This window comes from Pseudomonas sp. GM48 (genome assembly GCF_000282335.1).
Classification (GTDB): Bacteria; Pseudomonadota; Gammaproteobacteria; order Pseudomonadales; family Pseudomonadaceae; genus Aquipseudomonas.
Genome location: NZ_AKJM01000064.1, coordinates 40,341 through 60,364, shown reverse-complemented (window position 1 = coordinate 60,364; position 20,024 = coordinate 40,341). Strand labels below are relative to the sequence as shown.

The window sequence follows — 20,024 nt, the reverse complement described above, 5'->3', positions numbered from 1 at the left end:
GGGTGATTTCGGAGCTGCTGCGCAGCTCAACGGGAGCAAGCTCCCTCGCCACAAAGGGAATGCGCCGATGAAACCATCGCGCCTGCTGTTGATCTGGCTCGTTGTTCTGCTGGCCATCGGCATCGTGCTGGGTGCGTTGCGGGCGCTGGACATCACAGTTCCATCAAGCCTGCCGGCCATCAACTGGGGCTTGCTGTTGGCATTGCTCGTCCTGGCCGTACTCGACGCCGTTCGTCTCAAACGCCTGCCCTCGCCCCGACTGCAACGGCAGATACCCGGCAGCCTGGCGCTGGGGCGCTGGAGTGAAGTGCGACTGGAGGTCGAGCATGACTTTCCTCAGCCGTTGAACATTCAGATCTTCGACCATGTACCGGATGGCCTGAGCTTCGAAAACCTGCCGCTGACAGTCGAGCTGCAACCCGGCCAGCACAGCCGGATCGACTATCGGCTACGTCCGCTCAAACGCGGTCACTTGCGCTTCGAATACTGCGAAATCAGCCTGCCCAGCCCCATGGGATTGTGGTCCGGCAAGCGTTTGCTCGACCTTCCCGACACCACCCGCGTCTACCCCGACTTCGCCCGTCTCTATGAAGGACAATTACTGGCGGTGGATAACTGGCTTAGCCAGCTCGGTGTGCGCCAGCGACAACGACGCGGCCTGGGCCTGGAATTCCATCAATTGCGCGAATTCCGTGAAGGCGACAGCCTGCGCCAGATCGACTGGAAAGCCACCGCCCGCCAACGCACGCCGATTGCCCGGGAGTATCAGGACGAACGCGACCAGCAGATCATCTTCATGCTCGACTGCGGCCGGCACATGCGCAGCCAGGATGATGAGCTGTCGCACTTCGATCACGCCCTCAACGCCTGTTTGTTGCTCAGCTACGTCGCGCTACGTCAGGGCGACGCGGTGGGCCTGAGTACCTTTGCCAGCGAACAGCCGCGCTACCTTGCGCCGGTAAAAGGCACCAGCCATCTCAACACACTGCTCAACAGCGTTTATGACTTGAACAGCACCCAACGCAGCGCCGACTATCAAGCGGCGGCAACGCAACTGCTGGTACGACAAAAACGTCGGGCACTGGTAGTCCTGGTGACCAACCTGCGCGACGAAGACGACGATGAATTGCTTTCGGCCGTCAATCGCCTGAGCCAGCAGCATCAGGTGCTGGTGGCGAGCCTGCGCGAAGACGTGCTCGATACTTTACGCCAGTCGCCTGTGCAGACCTTGCCCGAGGCACTGGCGTATTGCGGGACGGTGGATTACTTGAATGCGCGCGCCGAACTCCATGAGCGCTTGAACGCCCATGGAGTGTTGGTGATGGATGCGCGGCCCAGGGAGCTGGGTCCGGCGCTGGTGACGGAGTATTTGAGCTGGAAGCGAGCCGGAAAGCTTTAATCTTTGCACATCGAATCTAGACAGCCACTGGAATCGATCGACCATCGAGCGACATTTCACTCAACTTCAAAGGATCAATACGCAGATCAATCTTGAAGTCCGTCACGTTAATACCACCTAATCTTCCGTTATCAGCACTGGTCACCATCAGGTCTATCTTTGTGTCAGACCTCGAAAGCCCCTTAATGGCAATCGGTGGGTAAGGCATTAAATCCGCCCGAACTTCATCATCTGAAGTCCCGGCGTCCTCTTGGCTTTTTCTGCTTGAGAAACGCTCGTCGAATACTACTTTTCCGTCGTCAGTCGTAAGAGTGACCCTACTTGGTTGGTCGCCTACCACTTCATAGGCGAAAGAAAACCAGTAAACTGCATCCTCGTCGGGACGCACAGGTAACTGGAAGGTTTGAGTGACCGTAGCCCCCTCGATCATTTGCAAATAGGTTTTACCCGTCTCATTGTCCTGACGCACAGCGTAAGACCCCGTAACCGCCCAGAAATCGCTCCACCTCCCGCTGAAATCTCCAAATTCAATCAGGTTTCTTCCTTCAATCAGATTACTTCTTTCAAACAATTCATTAACGCTCATGATTGCCTCACCGATGGTGGAGTTGGTATTGCCCGGCCTCAATATCTGATGCCGGTGCACTGCTCAGAGATCAGCCATTCAGCTCTTGGAAACTGATTTAAGTTTGTCCAGAACTTTTTCCCGGTACGTAGTGTTCCCCATGAAGGCAAGGTAGCGAACACGCACGATGATGTCCGTCAGGCTATCCTTCAGAGCCTCTTGCTTGTCTTCTTTGCCCATCGGCAACTCGAGCTTCCACTTCGATACGGCACCGGTTCCTTCGAAAGGCTGGTAGCGCTCATCACCAAAATTCATCATGTGCTGGCCGCTATCGTCGATACCGGTGGACACTGCAATTTGCTGGCTGTTACGCAAGTTGAGTTTGATGTCCGGTGGCGTGTGCGACGCATTGGGCGCATAGAGGTAATCCAGCGATGACACAACAGGTTTGACGGCCGTCGTGCTCGATACCTGGGTGAGGATCAGCCGCACATCCTGATAAGGTCCCAACACTACCGGCAGCGTTACATCCACGGTGGTGATCTGTCGGCAGTAATGGCCCGGATAGTTGCAATCGAACAGCTTCTGGGGGAGCTCGAAATCCAGGCTTCCCTCGTCCTTGAATTTTTTCAGGACCTCAGCCCAGTCATCCTGAGCCGGATCATCCTTGGCATTGGCATCGAACAGTTGACGCAGGGAAATGGTCTTGACCAACTCCAGGCGCCGTTCGTGACGATGGAGAAAAGCTGACTCCATGCGCAATAGGTCCAGGGCCATGGACTCGCCGGCCATCAAGCCGTGATAGTTGTCCATCCACACGTTGGGGCGCACGAAGGTGGTGTCGTAATCGCCCATTTCGTATTGCCAGGAAGCCTGGGCGCTCAGGCACAGCCCGACCACGGCGTCATGCGCCTGGTAGTAGTGGGTGGCCATCTGGCTCAGCAACCAGCGATACAATTCGACATTAGTGGTTCGGGTTTTGTGGAACGAGTAGATCGCCTGGGCCTGCTCGGCGCTCTTTTTGGCTTGGCGCAAACTGGCCTCGGCGGCGGCAATTGCATGATTCTGGGCGAGGATCTGCTCGTCGATAACGTCTATTTCTGCGGTGGCCTGTTGTTCTTGAAAACTCCATTCGGCGGCACGGCGATTGTAGTAAGCGGTCACACGCAGAGCCTCGGATGCCGCAAATGAAAGCGCCCCTAATCCTGTTAGTTCAGATGCTGTACTGCGCATGGGTGCACCTGCGTCTCCTGTCTCTTTCGTTGCGAAAGCCGTTGGTAACGGACCCACTGTACCGCCCGACGTTCCAACTTTTCCCGCCAGTGTTGCACCTCCGGCAGCTACCTCGGGAATGAACGCCGCAGCCCCCAGTAACCGGCCTGCTATTCCCAGGCGATCGCCACACATTTCCAGCGCCAGCAAACCTGACGCCTGCTGCTCCTTGTAATAATTCTCACGCTTTTCAAGCACTGCCTTGCTTTTCCCCAACCCGTCTTTTGCTGCCTTCAACTGATCGATCGTCGCTTCCTGTATCTCCCTGGCAAACGCGCTCAACTCAATCAAATGGCTTTGTTGTAACTCCTCCAATTGCCCACGATCACGCTGCTCCATGAATTGCAGCACCTGCTGACCGAATCGCATCAAGGTCTGCACCGCATTTTGCGACGAGGCCAACATCGTGCGGAAACGGTAATGCGGAATATTCAACCAGCCACCGGCACTGCGCGAAGCACCCGATGAGCCACCGGCCTGTGCGCGGAGCAAATCCAGTGGATTGGTCGGCGGCGCGAACAACGGTAACCACATCGGTTTGCCGTCGATAGTCAGGTTATTCGCCATGTTCGACACGCATTGTTCGATATGCCGCCACAAGTCCAGCAGCATCTCGTTGGTCGCTGGGCGGAACTCATCGAGTTCAAGGCCTGCCAACTGCGGAGTTCCCACCACCCGTTCGGGCAGGTTAGCGACATTGACCTCAATCGACTGCTCAAACAGCTCCAGTTTCGAGGGGGCGCGAGCTGCGCCGGGGTTGAGGATATCTGTCACCGACTTCGGCACCCAATGACTCATGGGTGCGACATCAGGTTTGGGGCCGAGCAGCGCCAGTGCCCGTTCATACAACAACTTGGCCGCCACCAGATCGTCCCGGGTCAAGCGACGGTACAACGAGTCGGCGTGGGCAAGAATGCAGCGCACGTACCTCATGAAGATGGTCTTGCGATAGATGACCGGACAGGCGTACGCCATGGCGTCCGGGTCCACCAGGTTGTCGGCTTCGGCACCGGCATAACCGGGTTCAAGCAACGGCCGGCAGTACCAGTGACCTTCTTCGACCGGCATATCTTTTTCACGTTTGTTTTGTGGGTCGAAGAGGTAATGAAACCAGCGTTGAGACTCCAGATAGTTGCGTTCCTCGCACAACCGATGGGCAACCAGGAACGGTAGATGGAAAAACAGTTCCCAATAGAAAACGCCATGGGCACTTTTGAAATCCATCGGCTCCGATGCATAACTGCCCACTGCGCCTTCCGGAGCAGGCTCTAGACTGTGCTGGGTCTCCCAAGACAGCAGCTCATCAATCGACACCGCCACTTTCGATTTCAGTACCGGCCCAAACGGCGAATTAAGCCGAACCCAGCGTAAATTGGACAAACCCAGCGACTGCAAATCCAGAAACTGTGCACCCGAAGCCTGTGTGTCGAGCAGTGGCAAGCTACTGGCTGCGGGCGCCTGATAGATGGTGACGTCGTATTTGTCACGCCCTCGGGTACCGTTGTCATCACCCCAGGTCACGCTCAACGTCTTGCCCGCCGGATCGCCCTGCCATGGATATTCAATCCAGCCGGAGGCATACCAATGCTCCAGATCAAAGGCAAAATTCTGGGCCTTGAGCTGAGTATTCCCATCAAAGAGTTTCAAGCCGAAGCCGAGGTGTTGCGGTTTTGCGTTGACTGAAAGCTTGTTCACCATATCGTTGAATCGGGCCGCACCGAGGCCGGTGCGGATCGACATACCAGCGCCACTTAACGCTTCATCAGGCCGCCTTAGCGCCAGCTGCTCCAGGTGCGCTTGAGTCAACTCGATCACTTTCGTCGCCCGGAGCCAGCCATTGACGTAAGCAAAGTCATGGGCCTCGATAACGCCCAACACAGACTCCTTTTCCTCCATGTCCTTGAACAGCAGCTCGACTTTAGTCGGTATAGTTTGCAGATGGCAGGTCAACAGTACCGATGTGGGCCCCTCGTATGAAACCTCGAAAAAGGCAAACAAACCATTAAATCTATGCTGAGAAAGCAGGACGATTTCTTTCAAATCGAAATCGGTTCTTGATGCTTGACACAAACCTTGAACCTGCAGGCGATTCTGAATGACGCCTTTGTCATCCAACTGGCTGCTGAAGTTAAGATTCACTCCCAGCGTACCGCTGAGATCGCCCTCGATGGTTCCACCACTCGCCGGAGCCCGAAGCTCCCGATTCAGCGACGCATACTCGTCACGAGTTACTTTGTGCTGCAACGAGCGTTGGTCTTTGAATCGTCCGCCAGACCAGCTTTGCAACGTAGCGACCTTGACCGGTTGCGGCTGCGAATAGGCATCCACACAAGCAAACAGCCACCCTGGTACGGTGTCAGCGCGCCAGGCTTGTGCAGCCGGCGCAACACTAAGAGAAGTGAAACTTACGGCCAGCCAGTCATCGATGTCTTTGCGAGGGCCTGCAACCGTTACCGCCACCAAACGTATGGCATCCTTGTCCAGAACGGCGAACTCTTCCTTGCGCAAGCTGACCGGCGTCGACCAGATGCCGCTCAAGTCCAGCCACGACAACTTGGCCTCCACAGTCCAGGCACCGGGTTTAGTGATGTTGCCGTCCTTGTCCTTTTCATCCTTGGCTTGTTCGCCTTCGATATACACAAGGCTCAGCCGCCCACCGAACACCACCGGGCGCACCGCCAGCACCTCGAGCCCAGCAGGCAGCACCAACTCCTCCCATTCGCTCCAGGCCGCTGGATTGAGGTAGTCCTGGTCCTTGTTTTTCTCGTTGATGTACACCCGGACCTTGCGCCAGAAGTAGGAGTAAGGCTGCTCCGTCTGCCGGCCGATAAAGTAGTAGTGGGCGTTCTTGAAGGTCGGCTCGTTCGGATCAGCCGATGGTTTGTCGGTGCTATCGATATACGCGGATATCAACTTCAAGTTGCAGATTTTCTCGAACTTGCCCAGGTGTTCATAGAGCGCTGCCTGCACCGATGCGTCGCTGATGCGGGCCTGGGACAAGTTGTTTTCAAGCTCGGTAAACGACTTGGTTTTTTTCAGGCGCAACCCCGGAGAAATGTAGTTTTCCGGATAGTCCTCAAGCATCTGATAACCCGCCCAATCGCTGATATTGCACAAGCGTTTGTGCCAGTACTCCAACTCATCCGCGGTAAATTTATCGCTGTAGCCGGGCTCCATCTTCGAATAGATTCGCCCCAGATAACGCTGCAAGCAGGCAATAGCTTCGGCCAGCGGCGAGGTATCGACCTTGGCAGTCATCTGTGTGTCCATCAACAGATACTGTTGGACGTCGTCAATGGTCGTCAGGTTGAGAGGCTGCTCACGACGTTGATCCTGGGTGGCTGCGACGTGACTTCGGTAGTAATCCACCAATGCACTACGACGACGCTCTGCCAATGCTCCGATAACGGGTTTGTTCATCGCAACTCTCCTTTCATGGCCATGACCCAGTCGCACTTACCGCGAAGTCGGCCTCAATGTTTTTTTCAGCGCAGGCAGTAACCAGCGCGCAGTCAGGCGTCTTCTTGCGATAGCGGATTAGTGACTACTAAAAAGGAATGACCTTTGAAACCCCATTCCGATTGTGCCCCCTCGGTACCCAAATACCCCTTCAACACCAAAGACTGGTCAACCCTGTTGCACAACCAGGTCAATTCGAATTCACCGCTGCGCAGGTCCGCGCAATCGATGGTCCAGCACATGGTGTCGCCGACCACATCGGTGTAGGCCCCGGTCAATGGTGCGAATGTCATCCCCATCGCCTTGGCGGAGAACGCGCCACTCCAGCCCAACGCGGCCCGTGCGCCTGTGAGATCGAGGTTGGTTTCTGGTGTGAGCTCAAGCCGGTACTTGTGTCCGCGGATGAAGTTGAGCGTAGTGTTCGGCTCAATCGTTTCCTCGACAGGGGTGAAAGTGGTATCGATCAGCTTGATGCTCCACTTCAGGGGTTCGACTACTTCAAGATTGAATGTCTTCGAACCGCTGTCACCGGTGGCCGTTACGGTGTATTGGCCAGGCTTGTCGGCCAGGAACGGAAAGGTCGAGCGGCCTTTGGCATCTGTTGCCACCCGCTCTTCGGGCAGAGGATCATCACCTGGTTGGGCATCCTCATAGACAACCTTCCAGGTAATCGGATAACGCGCAATCGGATGGGCATCGTTGTTCGCCGCTTCCCTGACCTCGACCCACAACAGGCTGGGCCGGTCAGAACCTGCCACGGGCAGCAGGTAATCAACCGCTTGCCCGTAAATCACCGCGCCACCGGCCACATCGATTTCGCGCGTCATACTGCCGCCGGTGACAGTCGCCTTGAATACAAATGTACCTTTGGCAATATTAGCGACAGTGCACGTTGCTTCGCCGTCCTCGTTGGTAGTGCTGGATGGAAGCGGCGTCGTGTCCTGAAGCCACGCAACTTCCACATCTTTGACCGGACGCCCATCCAGGCCAATGACTTTGCAACGCAGCTCCAGCGGAAGTCCTGCCACGGCGGGTGAAATCGCCTCCAGCACAACAACACGTGGCTGATCGACGAACTTGATGTTCTCGAACTTGAGCAAGTCCTTGTCCGCGTACTGCGCGGTCACAGTGATGTTGTTTTCGGGTGAGCGGCTACGCACTCGAGTGCGGGCAAAACCGTCCTTGTCGGTATAAGACACCACCGGATCCAGGTGCCCGGCCGTACATCCCCACCGAACAGGGCGATCGATGGCAAAATTGTCAAACCGATCCACCAGCCTGACTTGCAGTTCCAGGTATTCGAGATCACCGGCCAGTTTCTCGCCAAAGGGAGGTTGGCTGGTATCACTTAGCGAGTAGTCGAGGGAGTCTTCATCACAGTCGATCAAGATCGGCTCCGCGTAGACCCGCTGCCCCAGGCCATACCGGGCAACTACCGTGGCCAGGCCCATCCAGCTACCGGCCTTGAAGCGCACACCGGCTCGTCCCTCGTGGTCTGTGATCGACTCCAGATCCTGCAAGCCGCTGCGTTCGCACTCCCAGGTCACGGTGACGTTGGACAAAGGCTCGTTCTGAAAGTCCCGCAACGTCACCTCGACCCTTGAATACTCGCCCGGGGCATTGCAGATCAGCTGTTGGTGGGAGACGGTCATGCTGCCCGCAACACTTTGCCCTACCTCACCGAACTCCAGCGCCTTGCTCTGGATGGCCGACTCGGACAAGCATTGCAGGGCATGTTCTGCCGCCTGACGGCAACTGACGACATCACTCTCCGGACTGAGCGCGCCCAACGTCAGAATGGCATTGGCATCCAGGCCGGTCTTAGCCGCAAAGCCCCGTGCGCGAATAACGAAATCAAGTTGGGATAATTCGCGAATCAGTGGTTTTTCGGGGTTCAGGTAGTTAGCGCATTCCAGGACCTCCTTGATACCCCACTTGAGCGCCTGCGCCAGTGAACTCGCTGCCGCGTCGCGAATCAGGCGCAGGTCTTCCGGAGTCAGTTGAGCGGGAAGGTCATTCAACAGTTTCAAGTATGCCAGCAGCTTCTCGGCCGGCTCCTCGGTGTGCACTACCGCCCTACCGTAGATGGTCAACAGGTAGAACGAGTTGAGGGTCAATTCTTCTATTTGCCGCAGCCCAAACCAGCGCCAGTGCTCCTGGGTGGTAAGTGTGGTCAACATCGCCGAACTCAGCGCCAGTTTTTTCACTACCGCAGTGCGCCGGACCAGGTGAGCCAACACTTTCAGAATGTCGTCACCAAGCTCAATGCTCGGTTGGGCCATCGTCCCGGCGCCCAACACACGCATGGTTTCGTTGAGCAGCAGGTAAACCCCGCCCGACTCGACCCAACGCAAGACGACCAGCGCCAGGTCTTGCGCAATATTCAGGTAAACCGACAGGCTCTCCTGAACGACAGCGCTCTGCGCCGCACGCGTTTGCAGCAGTATGGCCAGAATCGTGGCCTTGACCCGTTCCACCTGGGTGACATCAATCTGCGCTAACTCGACTGCCCCGTCGATCTCGCCCTTGGCGAACGTTTCGTAAGCCTCTTCATCAGTGGCATGGCCGCTGAGCACCAATCCCTTCTCATCCACCAATTGGTCCAGAAGCGTCAGCCAGTCGTTGCCCAGGCTGACGGCAAGCGGCGGAACCCCCGCCCCCAACAGCGCCTCCTCACTCAACCGGGTCGGTTCCAGCCGCTTGCGCAGTTCCTGCAACAATGTCAGCTCTGCTTCCGAGGCAAAGACCGGAACCACAACCGGTGCCACGTGTTGCACCAGCCAGATCACCTCCAGATCGTTTTCGCGACACCATTCGATACAGGAATGCACCGCATGCAGCACATTCAACACGTCGGCCTTGGTAATAGTCCGGTAACCGCTGATGCGCGGCGCGCCCAACAGTTCACGTAACCAATCGCTGCCATTGGGGCTCATGGTCTCCAGCAGCGCAGCCAGTTCGATGGAAGTGATACCGCAGAACGAGGCCAGCCGCACCACCCGGTACAGGCTCGAAAGAATCGGCAAACTGCGCGTCAGTTCGCCGCGCAGGCCATAGCACTCCGCGACGACCCTGGCCAGATAACGCCAGGTTTCCAGATTGATGCCAAGGCCACTGCAAATCTGGTCAACCGTGCGTCGATCAATCTCTGTTTGCGGGTGAATGGCAAAAGCCCCACCGTCGAGCTGAAGTGGCGTTTCGAACAACGATTGTGCGTTGAACACACGATCAAACTGGGACTTTTTCTCGCCCCGGCCAAATGCGCTCATTTCGTCGATCAGCGCTGCAAAATCTTCCGCCGAACAGTTGTAGTGGCGACGAAACTCCTGGAAAAGACCGATGGCCCTCAAGGTATTGCCGCTGATTTTGTAGGGTTGAGTCGCGGTTAATTCTTCGGACTCATCTCCAACCGGGGCGCGTCGTTCGGCGCGTATGGCCGCAACCACCAGGCGATCGCATTCGTCGTAGGGCAAATCAATGCGCCTGGCCAGTCGAAGCATCCGGTTGATCAGGTCGAATCGGCGCTGCGTAGCGTTTGCGAGCCTTCTTTCTATATCGTCTGTCCTGGATTCGGTCACCCCGATTGCAGGCTCATTACCATCGGCATTGATGAACACCGAGCCGAAAATATTGGGTTTTGGCACAGCAAGTGTTGGCGCGTTAGGAGAAACCGTGGGCGCGTAACGCTCAATCGACAGCAGGCTGGCCAGCGTGTCTGAATCCATCGAGGTGTGGGTACAGAACTTCACCACATCCTGCAAATCATCGTAACTTGCGCCGAAGTTGTTCTGGAAGAACTGCGCATTGGTGGTTTCCGGGTCGGCGTCAATACGGCCCGTGCGAGGGTCTATATACGGGTTCGACTCAGCGCTCTGTGATGCAGCATCAAATCTGTAGCGGTCCTCCAGCAATATCGCCTGCATGGCCGGGCCAAGTCCGCTGGACTGGCGCATCGCGTTATCCGAACAGCTTCCGTGAGCGCCCGGATTCTTGAAATAAGGAGAATCCGGATCCGCAATACGCACCACATCGCCCAGGGACAGATCGTTCTGTTTCAGCACGTAGTCCCATTGCTCCTGGTACCACTCGAACGGCAACGTGGTCATTGGGTATCGGGTGTTAAGCAGCCGATCATCAACCACCTCATTTTCCAGCCCCCAGGCGGCGGCATGATCTTCGATGATGCGATCGAGCACCTCATTGACCAGCACCACCGTCGGGGTGATCCGATAGGCCATTTCCGGATTGATTTCACGTGTTGCGAGGTCAGGACGCCGATTCTGCAGCTTTATTTTCTGGCCGCCACTTGCCTGGCGCTCTTCCAGTTCAAGAGCCTTGCGATACAACTCCACGAAGTAAGCGGCGGGCGAATCATTGGCATCCAGACTGCCCACAGGCGTGGTATTTCCCCAGGCCAGCTTGAACAAACGGTGATAGTCGGGACCTTCCACCAAGGAGCGAATACCGGTTTCATGCAAGGAGTTTCGCGGTGTATAGCGGGTCAATCGATGGTTACGGTACTGGCGCGCAAGGTGCACCAACACGCTATTGGCTTTATCCAGCAGAACACTTGCCTCGGGGCTGGAGAGCTCAAAGGTGTTCATCAGTCCCTGATGCCCCAACTTCACCAACTGCAAGACTGAACGGTTCTCTTCGAGGAAGCGCTGGCCTTGCGCCGTTTCTGCGATCCGCTTCCGACCGACTGTCGAGTCGAACAGCTGTGAAAGGGGTGAAGGGCGAGTGTCCTGGTTCATGCTGACTCTCCGGCAGTCATTAGCGATGGATTCAGATATACCCGAAGAGCCCAATGCCAAATACCTGTCATAAATGACAGTCACGACGAACGGTAAGAATTGCAGCGCGTTCGAAAGCGAATCTTTCCTGAGTAGTTTTTCTGCAAACTAGAGCGTCTTGGGTGGGGTCAATACATAAAAGTATTTGATGAATACCCAATCGGATTCGTCTTTATCCTTGTCGTTGAACCATTTGGCCTGGGTATGCAACTCATGAGGGCCCGGATCCATTGCCTGAGTAAAGGGGCCTGAATCAACATCTCTGCTCTCTATCCATGGTCCGTTATAGTGAACGTGGATTTTAAAGTTCTTGGCTCTGTAATGACCTCCCTCCCCTGGAATTATGTCGATAGTCACGGGCGAACTATAAACCTGCCCACTCAGAGGGCTGTTGACATTGGGCGGTCTGATATCAACTAACGGGCGTGGATCTTCTTGAAGGTTTGCCATTTTTCCAATCTCCATTCGTAGAACAACCAGTCATTGCACGGTGTCATTGCTACCGCCTTCGCGACGCAAAAACACCTGTAACAAATGACAGTTCAGACGATCGGTATATCGATCTTCAATTGGAGTTGGTGCTGACGCCCTCGCGAACAAGTCCGCCTCTCGGCTGGTCGATGCCGTAAACAGGAACCATGGACACAGGTAATTGAATATGTGGAAGGGACTCGATCACAAAGCTTTCAACACTTCAAGTCAGGCCGAAGCAGGCAACGTCTGAAAACTGAAGTACTGCTTCAACGCCTCAACCAATTGCCCATATTCCGGCGGAGCCCGTTGCAGGCTGAATCCGGCGTCGTAATGTTGGGGGGTTGCGTCTTCGTGGCACCACAGGCAACAGGCCTGCAGGTCGATGATCCGCTGGCCACCTTCGCTGGCGGGAATTTTCAGGCGCAGGTTGAAGTCCGCGCCGATCATCATCGGCAGCTGGCTGATCAGCATCAACCCGTCGTCGGAGACATTGCCCAGATAGCCGATGGGTTTACCGGTGATACCGTTGAACACTTTCAGGAAGTACGGCAGTTGATGCCGCTCGATTCGGCGGTCGGTGAACATGTGCAATTTCGCTATGCAAGGCCCTTAAGCAGAGCCGCACTACTGCTTCGGAACGGGTACGCATGTGTCGTTGCCCGCTCTCCCCGCTCCCGGTGCGCCAGTCCTTGTAGCGCAGAGTCCTGCTTGTGCCGGTCACAGGTGTTGCCCCGATTCAGAGATCAGGCTCCAAACCGGTTCCTTCGACTATAGCTCACCCCCGCCGCCGAAGCGGCGATTAGAAGGCTGCCGCCATCAGAACTGCGTCGGTTTTGCCGCTGCTGCACTGCGCGTCGGGTAGTGGCCAAGGCTCTGCAAGGTTTCCAGGCGGGCGTGGGCACGGTAGGCGTATTCGCTTTGCGGATACGCGGCGATGATGAACTGGTAGGTCTGGGCCGCGTCGATGAACATCTTCTGCCGCTCCAGGCACAGGCCGCGCATCATCGACACCTCCGGCCACACATAAGGCCGCGCGCGGCTGTCGCGTTCGACCTTGGACAGTTCAAGCATCACCTGCTCGCAATTGCCCCGGTCATAGGCGCTATAGGCATTGTTCAAATGATGGTTCATCGACCAACGGGTGCAACCCGTGACACTGAGGGCACTGAGGGCAAGGGCGGCAACGAGCACGAATCGCATGGGGGATCTCCTGTCTTGAACCCTGTATCGACCTGTGGTCGGAAATCTTCAGGCCCCAGATGCAAAGTCGCTACGTTCAATAAAGAAAGCGATAAGTAGTGCATTCGAACAATGACTACAACTTCGGAGCATAGTAGCCTCACTCAGCGCTTGAACTCAGGAGTCTTTGCATGTCCGTCCGTCGTACCAAAATCGTCGCCACCCTTGGCCCGGCCAGTAACTCGCCGGAAGTTCTCGAACAGCTGATTCTGGCTGGCCTGGACGTCGCCCGCCTGAACTTCTCCCACGGCACCCCCGACGAGCACAAGGCTCGCGCGAAGCTGGTGCGTGACCTCGCCGCCAAGCACGGCCGATTCGTCGCCCTGCTGGGTGACCTGCAAGGCCCGAAAATCCGTATCGCCAAATTCGCCAACAAGAAGATCGAGCTGAAGATCGGTGATCAATTCACCTTCTCCACCAGCCATCCTCTGACCGAAGGCAACCAGCAAGTGGTCGGCATCGACTACCCGGACCTGGTCAAGGACTGCGGCGTGGGCGACGAGCTGCTGCTCGACGACGGTCGCGTAGTGATGCGCGTCGATACCGCCACAGCCACCGAACTGAACTGCACCGTGACCATCGGCGGCCCGCTGTCCGACCATAAAGGCATCAACCGTCGCGGTGGCGGCCTGACTGCTCCGGCCCTGACTGAAAAAGACAAGGCCGACATCAAGCTCGCTGCGGAAATGGAAGTCGACTACCTCGCGGTGTCCTTCCCGCGTGACGCCGCCGACATGGAATACGCCCGTCAACTGCGCGACGAAGCCGGCGGCACTGCCTGGCTGGTGGCGAAGATCGAACGCGCCGAAGCCGTGGCCGATGACGAAACCCTCGACGGCCTGATCAAGGCGTCCGACGCGGTGATGGTTGCCCGTGGTGACCTGGGTGTGGAAATCGGCGACGCCGAACTGGTGGGCATCCAGAAGAAGATCATTCTGCACGCTCGCCGCCACAACAAGGCGGTGATCGTCGCGACCCAGATGATGGAGTCGATGATCCAGAACCCGATGCCAACCCGCGCCGAAGTGTCCGACGTAGCCAACGCCGTGCTCGACTACACCGACGCCGTGATGCTCTCGGCCGAAAGTGCCGCTGGCCTGTACCCGCTGGAAGCCGTTCAGGCCATGGCGCGCATCTGCATCGGTGCCGAAAAGCACCCGACCAGCAAGACCTCCAGCCACCGCATCGGCAAAGAGTTCGAGCGCTGCGACGAAAGCATCGCACTGGCGACCATGTACACCGCCAACCACTTCCCGGGCGTGAAGGCGATCATCGCTCTGACCGAAAGTGGTTACACCCCGCTGATCATGTCGCGCATCCGTTCCTCGGTGCCGATCTACGCGTTCACCCCGCACCGCGAAGCCCAGGCTCGCGCGGCAATGTTCCGTGGCGTGTACACCATCCCGTTCGATCCGGCTTCGCTGGCGCCGAACGAAGTGAGCCAGAAGGCGATCGACGAGCTGGTCAAGCGTGGCGTGGTCGAGAAAGGCGACTGGGTCATCCTGACCAAGGGCGACAGCTATCACACCACCGGCGGCACCAACGGCATGAAAATCCTGCACGTTGGCGATCCGATGGTCTGAGTGACCGGCTGCTGAAAAACAAAAGCCCCGCCATGTGAATGGCGGGGCTTTTTGCATTCTTATCCTTTTTTTGTCTAGCCTGATCCGGCCCCTTCGCGAGCAAGCCCGCTCCCACAGGGATCTTGTGGACACCATAAATCCAGTGTGGGAGCGGGCTTGCCCGCGAAGAGGCCGGTACAGTCAGCGAAAAACTCAATGCCGCTTGATGAACCCGGTCAACGCCGCCAACGCCTCCGGCGAACGCAGCCGCTGGGTAAACAACGCCCCCTCCTCTTCAATCACCTTGCGCAACCGCTCCCGGTCCGGCGCTTTCATCAATTGCTTGCTGATGCGCACCGCTTCCGGCGGCAAGCCCTCAAAGCGCAAGGCCATTTCCCGCGCCTTGGCCAAGGCTTCTTCGCCACTGCCCAAGGCTTCATTGGCAATGCCCCACGCAGCCGCCTGTTCACCGCTGAAACCCTCGCCCAGCAGCAACAACTCTGCCGCTTTAGCCTGCCCGAGCAGACGCGGCAGGATCAGGCTGGAACCGAACTCAGGACACAAACCAAGGTTGACGAACGGCATGCGCAACCGCGCATCACGGCTGACGTAGACCAGATCGCAATGCAGCAGCATCGTCGTGCCAATGCCCACCGCCGCCCCGGCCACGGCGGCGATCACCGGTTTGCGACATTCGAGCAGGTTGAGCATGAACTGGAACACCGGGCTGTCGAGGCTGGTCGGTGGTTGCTGGATGAAGTCGGCGATGTCGTTGCCGGCGGTGAAACACTCGGCAGAGCCGCTGATCAGTACGGCATTGATCTCGGGGTCGCAGTCGGCCTGTTTCAGCGCTTCGGCCAGGTGGCTGTACATGGCGCGGGTCAGGGCGTTTTTCTTGTCCGGGCGATTCAGGCGCAGGGTCAACAGGCCGCGTTCGCGTTCAACTTGGATGGCATCGGTCATGGCAGGTCTCAGCGGTGCGAGGTCAGAAGATTTCATTGTGGCGAGCGAGCTTGCTCGCGCCGGGCTGCGCAGCGGCCCAAAAAACCTGTGAGCGCTGCGCACTCAAGCGCGAGCAAGCTCGCTCGCCACAACAGCGGATTCAGCGCTCAACCACGGGGCAGGAATACATCGGCCAGCAGTTGATTGCGCGGCAATCCCGCCAGGTACAGGCGCCGGGCGAAGGCGTCGACACTGTCGGGGGCTCCGCAGAGTAAGGCCAGGGTTTGCCGGGAAACAAGCCGCAGTTGCGCCAAATCCGCTGGCAACCCGGCCGGGGTCCACAGCTCGATACTCAGGTTCGGACGGCTGGCGGCCATGGCCTGCAGAGGTTTGGCCAGATAGTGTTCATCGGCATCATGGGCCAGGTGAATGACGCGAATGGCGCCCTGGTGATCCTGGCGCAGCGCTTCGCGCAGCACACCAAACAATGGCCCCAACCCGGTGCCGGCCGCCATCAACCACAACGGCCGGGCGTGCCAGTCCGGATCGTAATGCAAGGCGCCGCCGCGCAATTCACCGAGACGGATCGGATCGCCGATCTGCATTTGCCTGGCTGCATCGCTGAACTCCCCGGGCTGACGGCAATCGAGATGGAACTCCAGAAAACGGTCTTCTTGCGGCAGGCTGGCGAGGGAATACGGCCGCGCCACGTTGCCTGTCCACAACACCAGGTGCTGGCCGGCGCTATAGCGCAATGACCGCTGCGGGATGACCCGCAAGCGCAGCACCGTGGTGCTCAGCCAATCGACCGCTGCGACCTCGGCCGGCTGGCCATCGAGCTGCGGGTCGAAGGCGTGCACTTGCAAGTCCTCGACCACCTGGCACTGGCACGCCAGGCGCCAGCCCTGTTCACGCTGCTGTACACTCAGGGCATCGGGGCGGCTGTCGCTCGGCAGGCCCCGCACACATTGCACCAGGCACGCATGGCAACTGCCGGCGCGGCAACTGTAAGGCACCGCCACGCCGTTCTGATTCAACGCGTCGAGCAGATTGCTGCCCGCCGCCACCGACCAGTGCCGCTCGCCAACCCGCAGCTCAGGCATCGATGTTCTCCCACGCCGCCGCGCATCGGTTGCGACCGTCACGCTTGGCGCGATAGAGCGCCTGATCGGCCTGTTGCAGGGCGTCATCGAGGTCGTCGCCCAGCTCCAGCAGGGTCATGCCGGCGGACAGGCTGAGGTTACGCACATTCAGACCGATCAACTCGACATCGGTGAACGCGATGCGCAGCCGCTCGCAGCACGAAGTCAAACTGTCGGCGTCGCAGTCGGGAAGCAGCACCACGAACTCTTCGCCGCCGTAGCGGGCCAGAACGTCACCGTCGCGCAGGCACGCAGTGGCAACGCCGGCAAAGGCTTGCAGGACCTGATCACCTGCGGCATGACCGTACAGGTCGTTGATGCGCTTGAAATGGTCGAGGTCGATCAGCGCCAGGCCATGCACGACACCCGCCTCCATGGCCTTCAGCTCGCGGGACGCCAGGCGCAGGAAGTGCCGGCGATTGAACAGGCCTGTGAGCTCATCGGTGGCCACCAGGCCTTCGAGCTGGCGCATCATTCCCCGCAGAGTGTCCTGGTGCGCCTGCAACGCAAAACGCCGCTGGCGCATACGCTTTCGCGAGGCCTGGACATGGCGGGCATACAGCACCAGCCACACCAGCACGATGAACAGCACGCAGACCTGCAACACCGCCATGGCCGGGTCGGGCAGTTGGAAGTGGTAGCCCTCCCACAGCGTTATCGCACTGAAACTGAGAAACACCAGCAACGCGCAACGCACAAAGGATCGGCGCGACAGATGGAACAGGCCAAACAGCAGGATCAGGACGTAAAACACCAGAAACGCACCCCGGGCTTCGTCCAGATGGGCGATCAGCCAGGTTTGCCAGCCCAGCCCCACCAACACTTGTGCCTCGGTCAGGCTGGGGTCGGCGAAGCGCAGGTTGCAGCCGCTGTAAAACACCGCGAACAGGGTGGCCTGGCTGATCACCACCAGCGTGCTGCCGATGACGACACTGGAAAGCGGCGCGTCGTAGTGACCAGTGAAAAATGCCAGCCAAAGCAACAGCAAGGCCAGGGCATAGGTGCCGGCCGCAAGGGCGAAACGTTTGAGCAACAGGCGCTGGATGGCGTTTTGGGTCAATCGTTGACTCACCAAATGAAAGAAGACTGACAGAGCGTCCTACTCTACAGACCGTATGTCACTTTAGTGGCGTGGCCGATAAATGACCATTCAATTTTCGGGATGAATAACTGGCGTCACAACGACAACCCTTTGTTGCGATAATCCTGTGGCGAGGGAGCTTGCTCCCGCAGGGCTGCGAAGCGGCCCCCGGCATTCTTTCAGGGGTATCGCGCCGTTAGATTTACGACTGCTTCGCAGCCGAACGGGAGCAAGCTCCCTCGCCACAACGGTCATGCGCTTTGACTTGTCGCTTCAAACTTGCCGCTTGTAGCTGCCCCTATACGACCAACGATTGACTACCGGCGCGTGTGCAGGCCTTTGATGCGCGCTATACTGCCGCGCCTTTTTAGCGTCGCGCCAGCATGCCCGGCGTGCCTTGAAAGGTGCTTGCAACCGACCGATGCACCCAAGCTGCAAGCACCTTATTGAATGTTCCCGTCTTTTAGAGGAGCGCGACTCATGACCGTGATCAAGCAAGACGACCTGATTCAGAGCGTTGCCGACGCCCTGCAATTCATTTCCTACTACCACCCCGTGGATTTCATCCAGGCGATGCACGAGGCCTACCTGCGCGAAGAATCGCCGGCAGCCCGTGACTCCATGGCGCAAATCCTGATCAACTCGCGCATGTGCGCCACCGGCCACCGCCCGATCTGCCAGGACACCGGTATCGTCACCGTGTTTGTCCGCGTGGGCATGGATGTGCGCTGGGATGGCGCCACCATGGGCCTGGACGACATGATCAACGAAGGCGTGCGTCGCGCCTACAACCTGCCGGAAAACGTCCTGCGTGCTTCGATCCTCGCCGACCCGGCGGGCGCTCGCAAGAACACCAAGGACAACACCCCGGCAGTCATCCACTACTCCATCGTTCCGGGTAACACCGTGGAAGTGGACGTGGCAGCCAAGGGCGGCGGCTCCGAAAACAAGTCGAAGATGGCCATGCTCAACCCGTCCGACTCGATCGTCGACTGGGTTCTGAAGACCGTGCCAACCATGGGCGCCGGCTGGTGCCCACCGGGCATGCTCGGCATCGGCATCGGCGGCACCGCCGAGAAAGCCGCTGTGATGGCCAAGGAAGTGTTGATGGAATCCATCGACATTCATGAGCTCAAAGCTCGCGGCCCGCAGAACCGTATTGAAGAAATGCGCCTGGAGCTGTTCGAGAAGGTCAACCAGTTGGGCATCGGTGCCCAGGGCCTCGGTGGCCTGACCACCGTGCTCGACGTGAAGATCATGGATTACCCGACCCACGCCGCGTCCCTGCCGGTGTGCATGATCCCGAACTGCGCCGCCACCCGTCACGCGCACTTCGTGCTCGACGGCTCCGGCCCGGCCTCGCTGGAAGCGCCACCGCTGGACGCCTACCCGGAAATCGTCTGGGAAGCCGGCCCGTCGGCCCGTCGCGTCAACCTCGACACCCTGACCCCGGAAGACGTGCAGAGCTGGAAGCCGGGCGAAACCGTCCTGCTCAACGGCAAGATGCTCACCGGTCGCGACGCTGCGCACAAGCGCATGGTCGAGATGCTGAACAAGGGCGAAACCCTGCCGGTGGACCTCAAGGGTCGCTTCATCTACTACGTCGGCCCGGTCGATCCGGTCGGTGACGAAGTGGTTGGCCCGGCAGGTCCTACCACCGCGACGCGGATGGACAAGTTCACCCGTCAGATCCTCGAGCAGACCGGTTTGCTGGGCATGATCGGCAAGTCCGAGCGCGGCCCGACCGCGATCGAAGCGATCAAGGACAGCAAGGCCGTGTACCTGATGGCCGTCGGCGGCGCCGCTTACCTGGTCGCCCAGGCGATCAAGAAGTCCAAGGTGCTGGCGTTTGCCGAACTGGGCATGGAAGCGATCTACGAGTTCGAGGTCAAGGACATGCCGGTGACTGTTGCGGTCGACAGCAAGGGCGAGTCGGTCCACATCACCGGTCCCGCCATCTGGCAGAAAAAGATCAGTGAAAGCCTGGCGGTGGAAGTGCAGTAAGCACTGACCACGGCACAGTGAAAACCGGCCTGTCGGCAACGACAGGCCGGTTTTTTTACGCCGGCCAAAAAGTAATCGATGGCAGGAACGAG

12 protein-coding genes are annotated in these 20,024 nt (G+C 58.3%); 3 read left to right on the top strand and 9 right to left on the bottom strand.

Annotated elements, in window-relative coordinates; translation table 11 throughout:
* The first annotated feature begins 67 nt into the window (after positions 1 to 67).
* Entirely contained in the window at positions 68 to 1,399 is a 1,332-nt protein-coding gene (locus tag PMI28_RS16450; RefSeq protein ID WP_007986136.1) for a DUF58 domain-containing protein, read from the top strand.
* Positions 1,400 to 1,415: 16 nt separating this feature from the next.
* Here PMI28_RS16450 and PMI28_RS16455 read toward each other — a convergent pair whose 3' ends face one another.
* The 6 genes from PMI28_RS16455 to PMI28_RS16480 all read right to left on the bottom strand — a co-directional run bounded on the left by PMI28_RS16455 (position 1,416) and on the right by PMI28_RS16480 (position 13,162).
* On the bottom strand, positions 1,416 to 1,985 hold the full coding sequence (locus PMI28_RS16455; protein ID WP_007986135.1) for a hypothetical protein: 570 nt from the start codon (positions 1,983 to 1,985) through the stop codon (positions 1,416 to 1,418).
* Between the two features lie 78 nt (positions 1,986 to 2,063).
* On the bottom strand, positions 2,064 to 6,656 hold the full coding sequence (locus PMI28_RS16460; RefSeq protein ID WP_007986133.1) for a neuraminidase-like domain-containing protein: 4,593 nt from the start codon (positions 6,654 to 6,656) through the stop codon (positions 2,064 to 2,066).
* A 92-nt stretch (positions 6,657 to 6,748) separates the two neighbouring features.
* A complete protein-coding gene (locus PMI28_RS16465; RefSeq protein ID WP_007986130.1) occupies positions 6,749 to 11,449 on the bottom strand; it encodes a Tc toxin subunit A in 4,701 nt (1,566 codons plus the stop codon).
* A gap of 147 nt (positions 11,450 to 11,596) precedes the next feature.
* Positions 11,597 to 11,938, bottom strand: coding sequence for a hypothetical protein (locus tag PMI28_RS16470; RefSeq protein WP_007986129.1), 342 nt, complete (start codon positions 11,936 to 11,938; stop codon positions 11,597 to 11,599).
* Positions 11,939 to 12,187: 249 nt separating this feature from the next.
* Positions 12,188 to 12,547, bottom strand: a complete 360-nt coding sequence (locus PMI28_RS16475) for a PilZ domain-containing protein (RefSeq protein ID WP_007986128.1) — start codon at positions 12,545 to 12,547, stop codon at positions 12,188 to 12,190.
* Positions 12,548 to 12,778: 231 nt separating this feature from the next.
* Positions 12,779 to 13,162: a tetratricopeptide repeat protein gene (locus tag PMI28_RS16480; protein WP_007986127.1), complete on the bottom strand. Its 384-nt coding sequence runs from the start codon at positions 13,160 to 13,162 to the stop codon at positions 12,779 to 12,781.
* Between the two features lie 170 nt (positions 13,163 to 13,332).
* Between PMI28_RS16480 and pyk the strand changes: the two genes are divergently transcribed.
* A complete protein-coding gene (pyk, locus tag PMI28_RS16485) occupies positions 13,333 to 14,784 on the top strand; it encodes a pyruvate kinase (RefSeq protein WP_007986125.1) in 1,452 nt (483 codons plus the stop codon).
* 192 nt (positions 14,785 to 14,976) lie between these two features.
* Here pyk and PMI28_RS16490 read toward each other — a convergent pair whose 3' ends face one another.
* The 3 genes from PMI28_RS16490 to PMI28_RS16500 form a co-directional block, all read right to left on the bottom strand.
* Positions 14,977 to 15,726, bottom strand: coding sequence for an enoyl-CoA hydratase-related protein (locus PMI28_RS16490; protein WP_007986124.1), 750 nt, complete (start codon positions 15,724 to 15,726; stop codon positions 14,977 to 14,979).
* Between the two features lie 146 nt (positions 15,727 to 15,872).
* Complete coding sequence (locus PMI28_RS16495) at positions 15,873 to 16,808, bottom strand: iron-sulfur-binding ferredoxin reductase (protein ID WP_007986123.1); 936 nt, start codon at positions 16,806 to 16,808, stop codon at positions 15,873 to 15,875.
* Positions 16,801 to 17,907, bottom strand: a complete 1,107-nt coding sequence (locus PMI28_RS16500; protein WP_007986122.1) for a GGDEF domain-containing protein — start codon at positions 17,905 to 17,907, stop codon at positions 16,801 to 16,803. The genes PMI28_RS16495 and PMI28_RS16500 overlap by 8 nt, the downstream gene beginning before the upstream one ends.
* Before the next feature lie 501 nt (positions 17,908 to 18,408).
* On the opposite strand from PMI28_RS16500, the gene PMI28_RS16505 reads away from it, so the two are divergent.
* Positions 18,409 to 19,932, top strand: a complete 1,524-nt coding sequence (locus tag PMI28_RS16505) for a fumarate hydratase (protein ID WP_007986121.1) — start codon at positions 18,409 to 18,411, stop codon at positions 19,930 to 19,932.
* Positions 19,933 to 20,024: the final 92 nt, after the last annotated feature.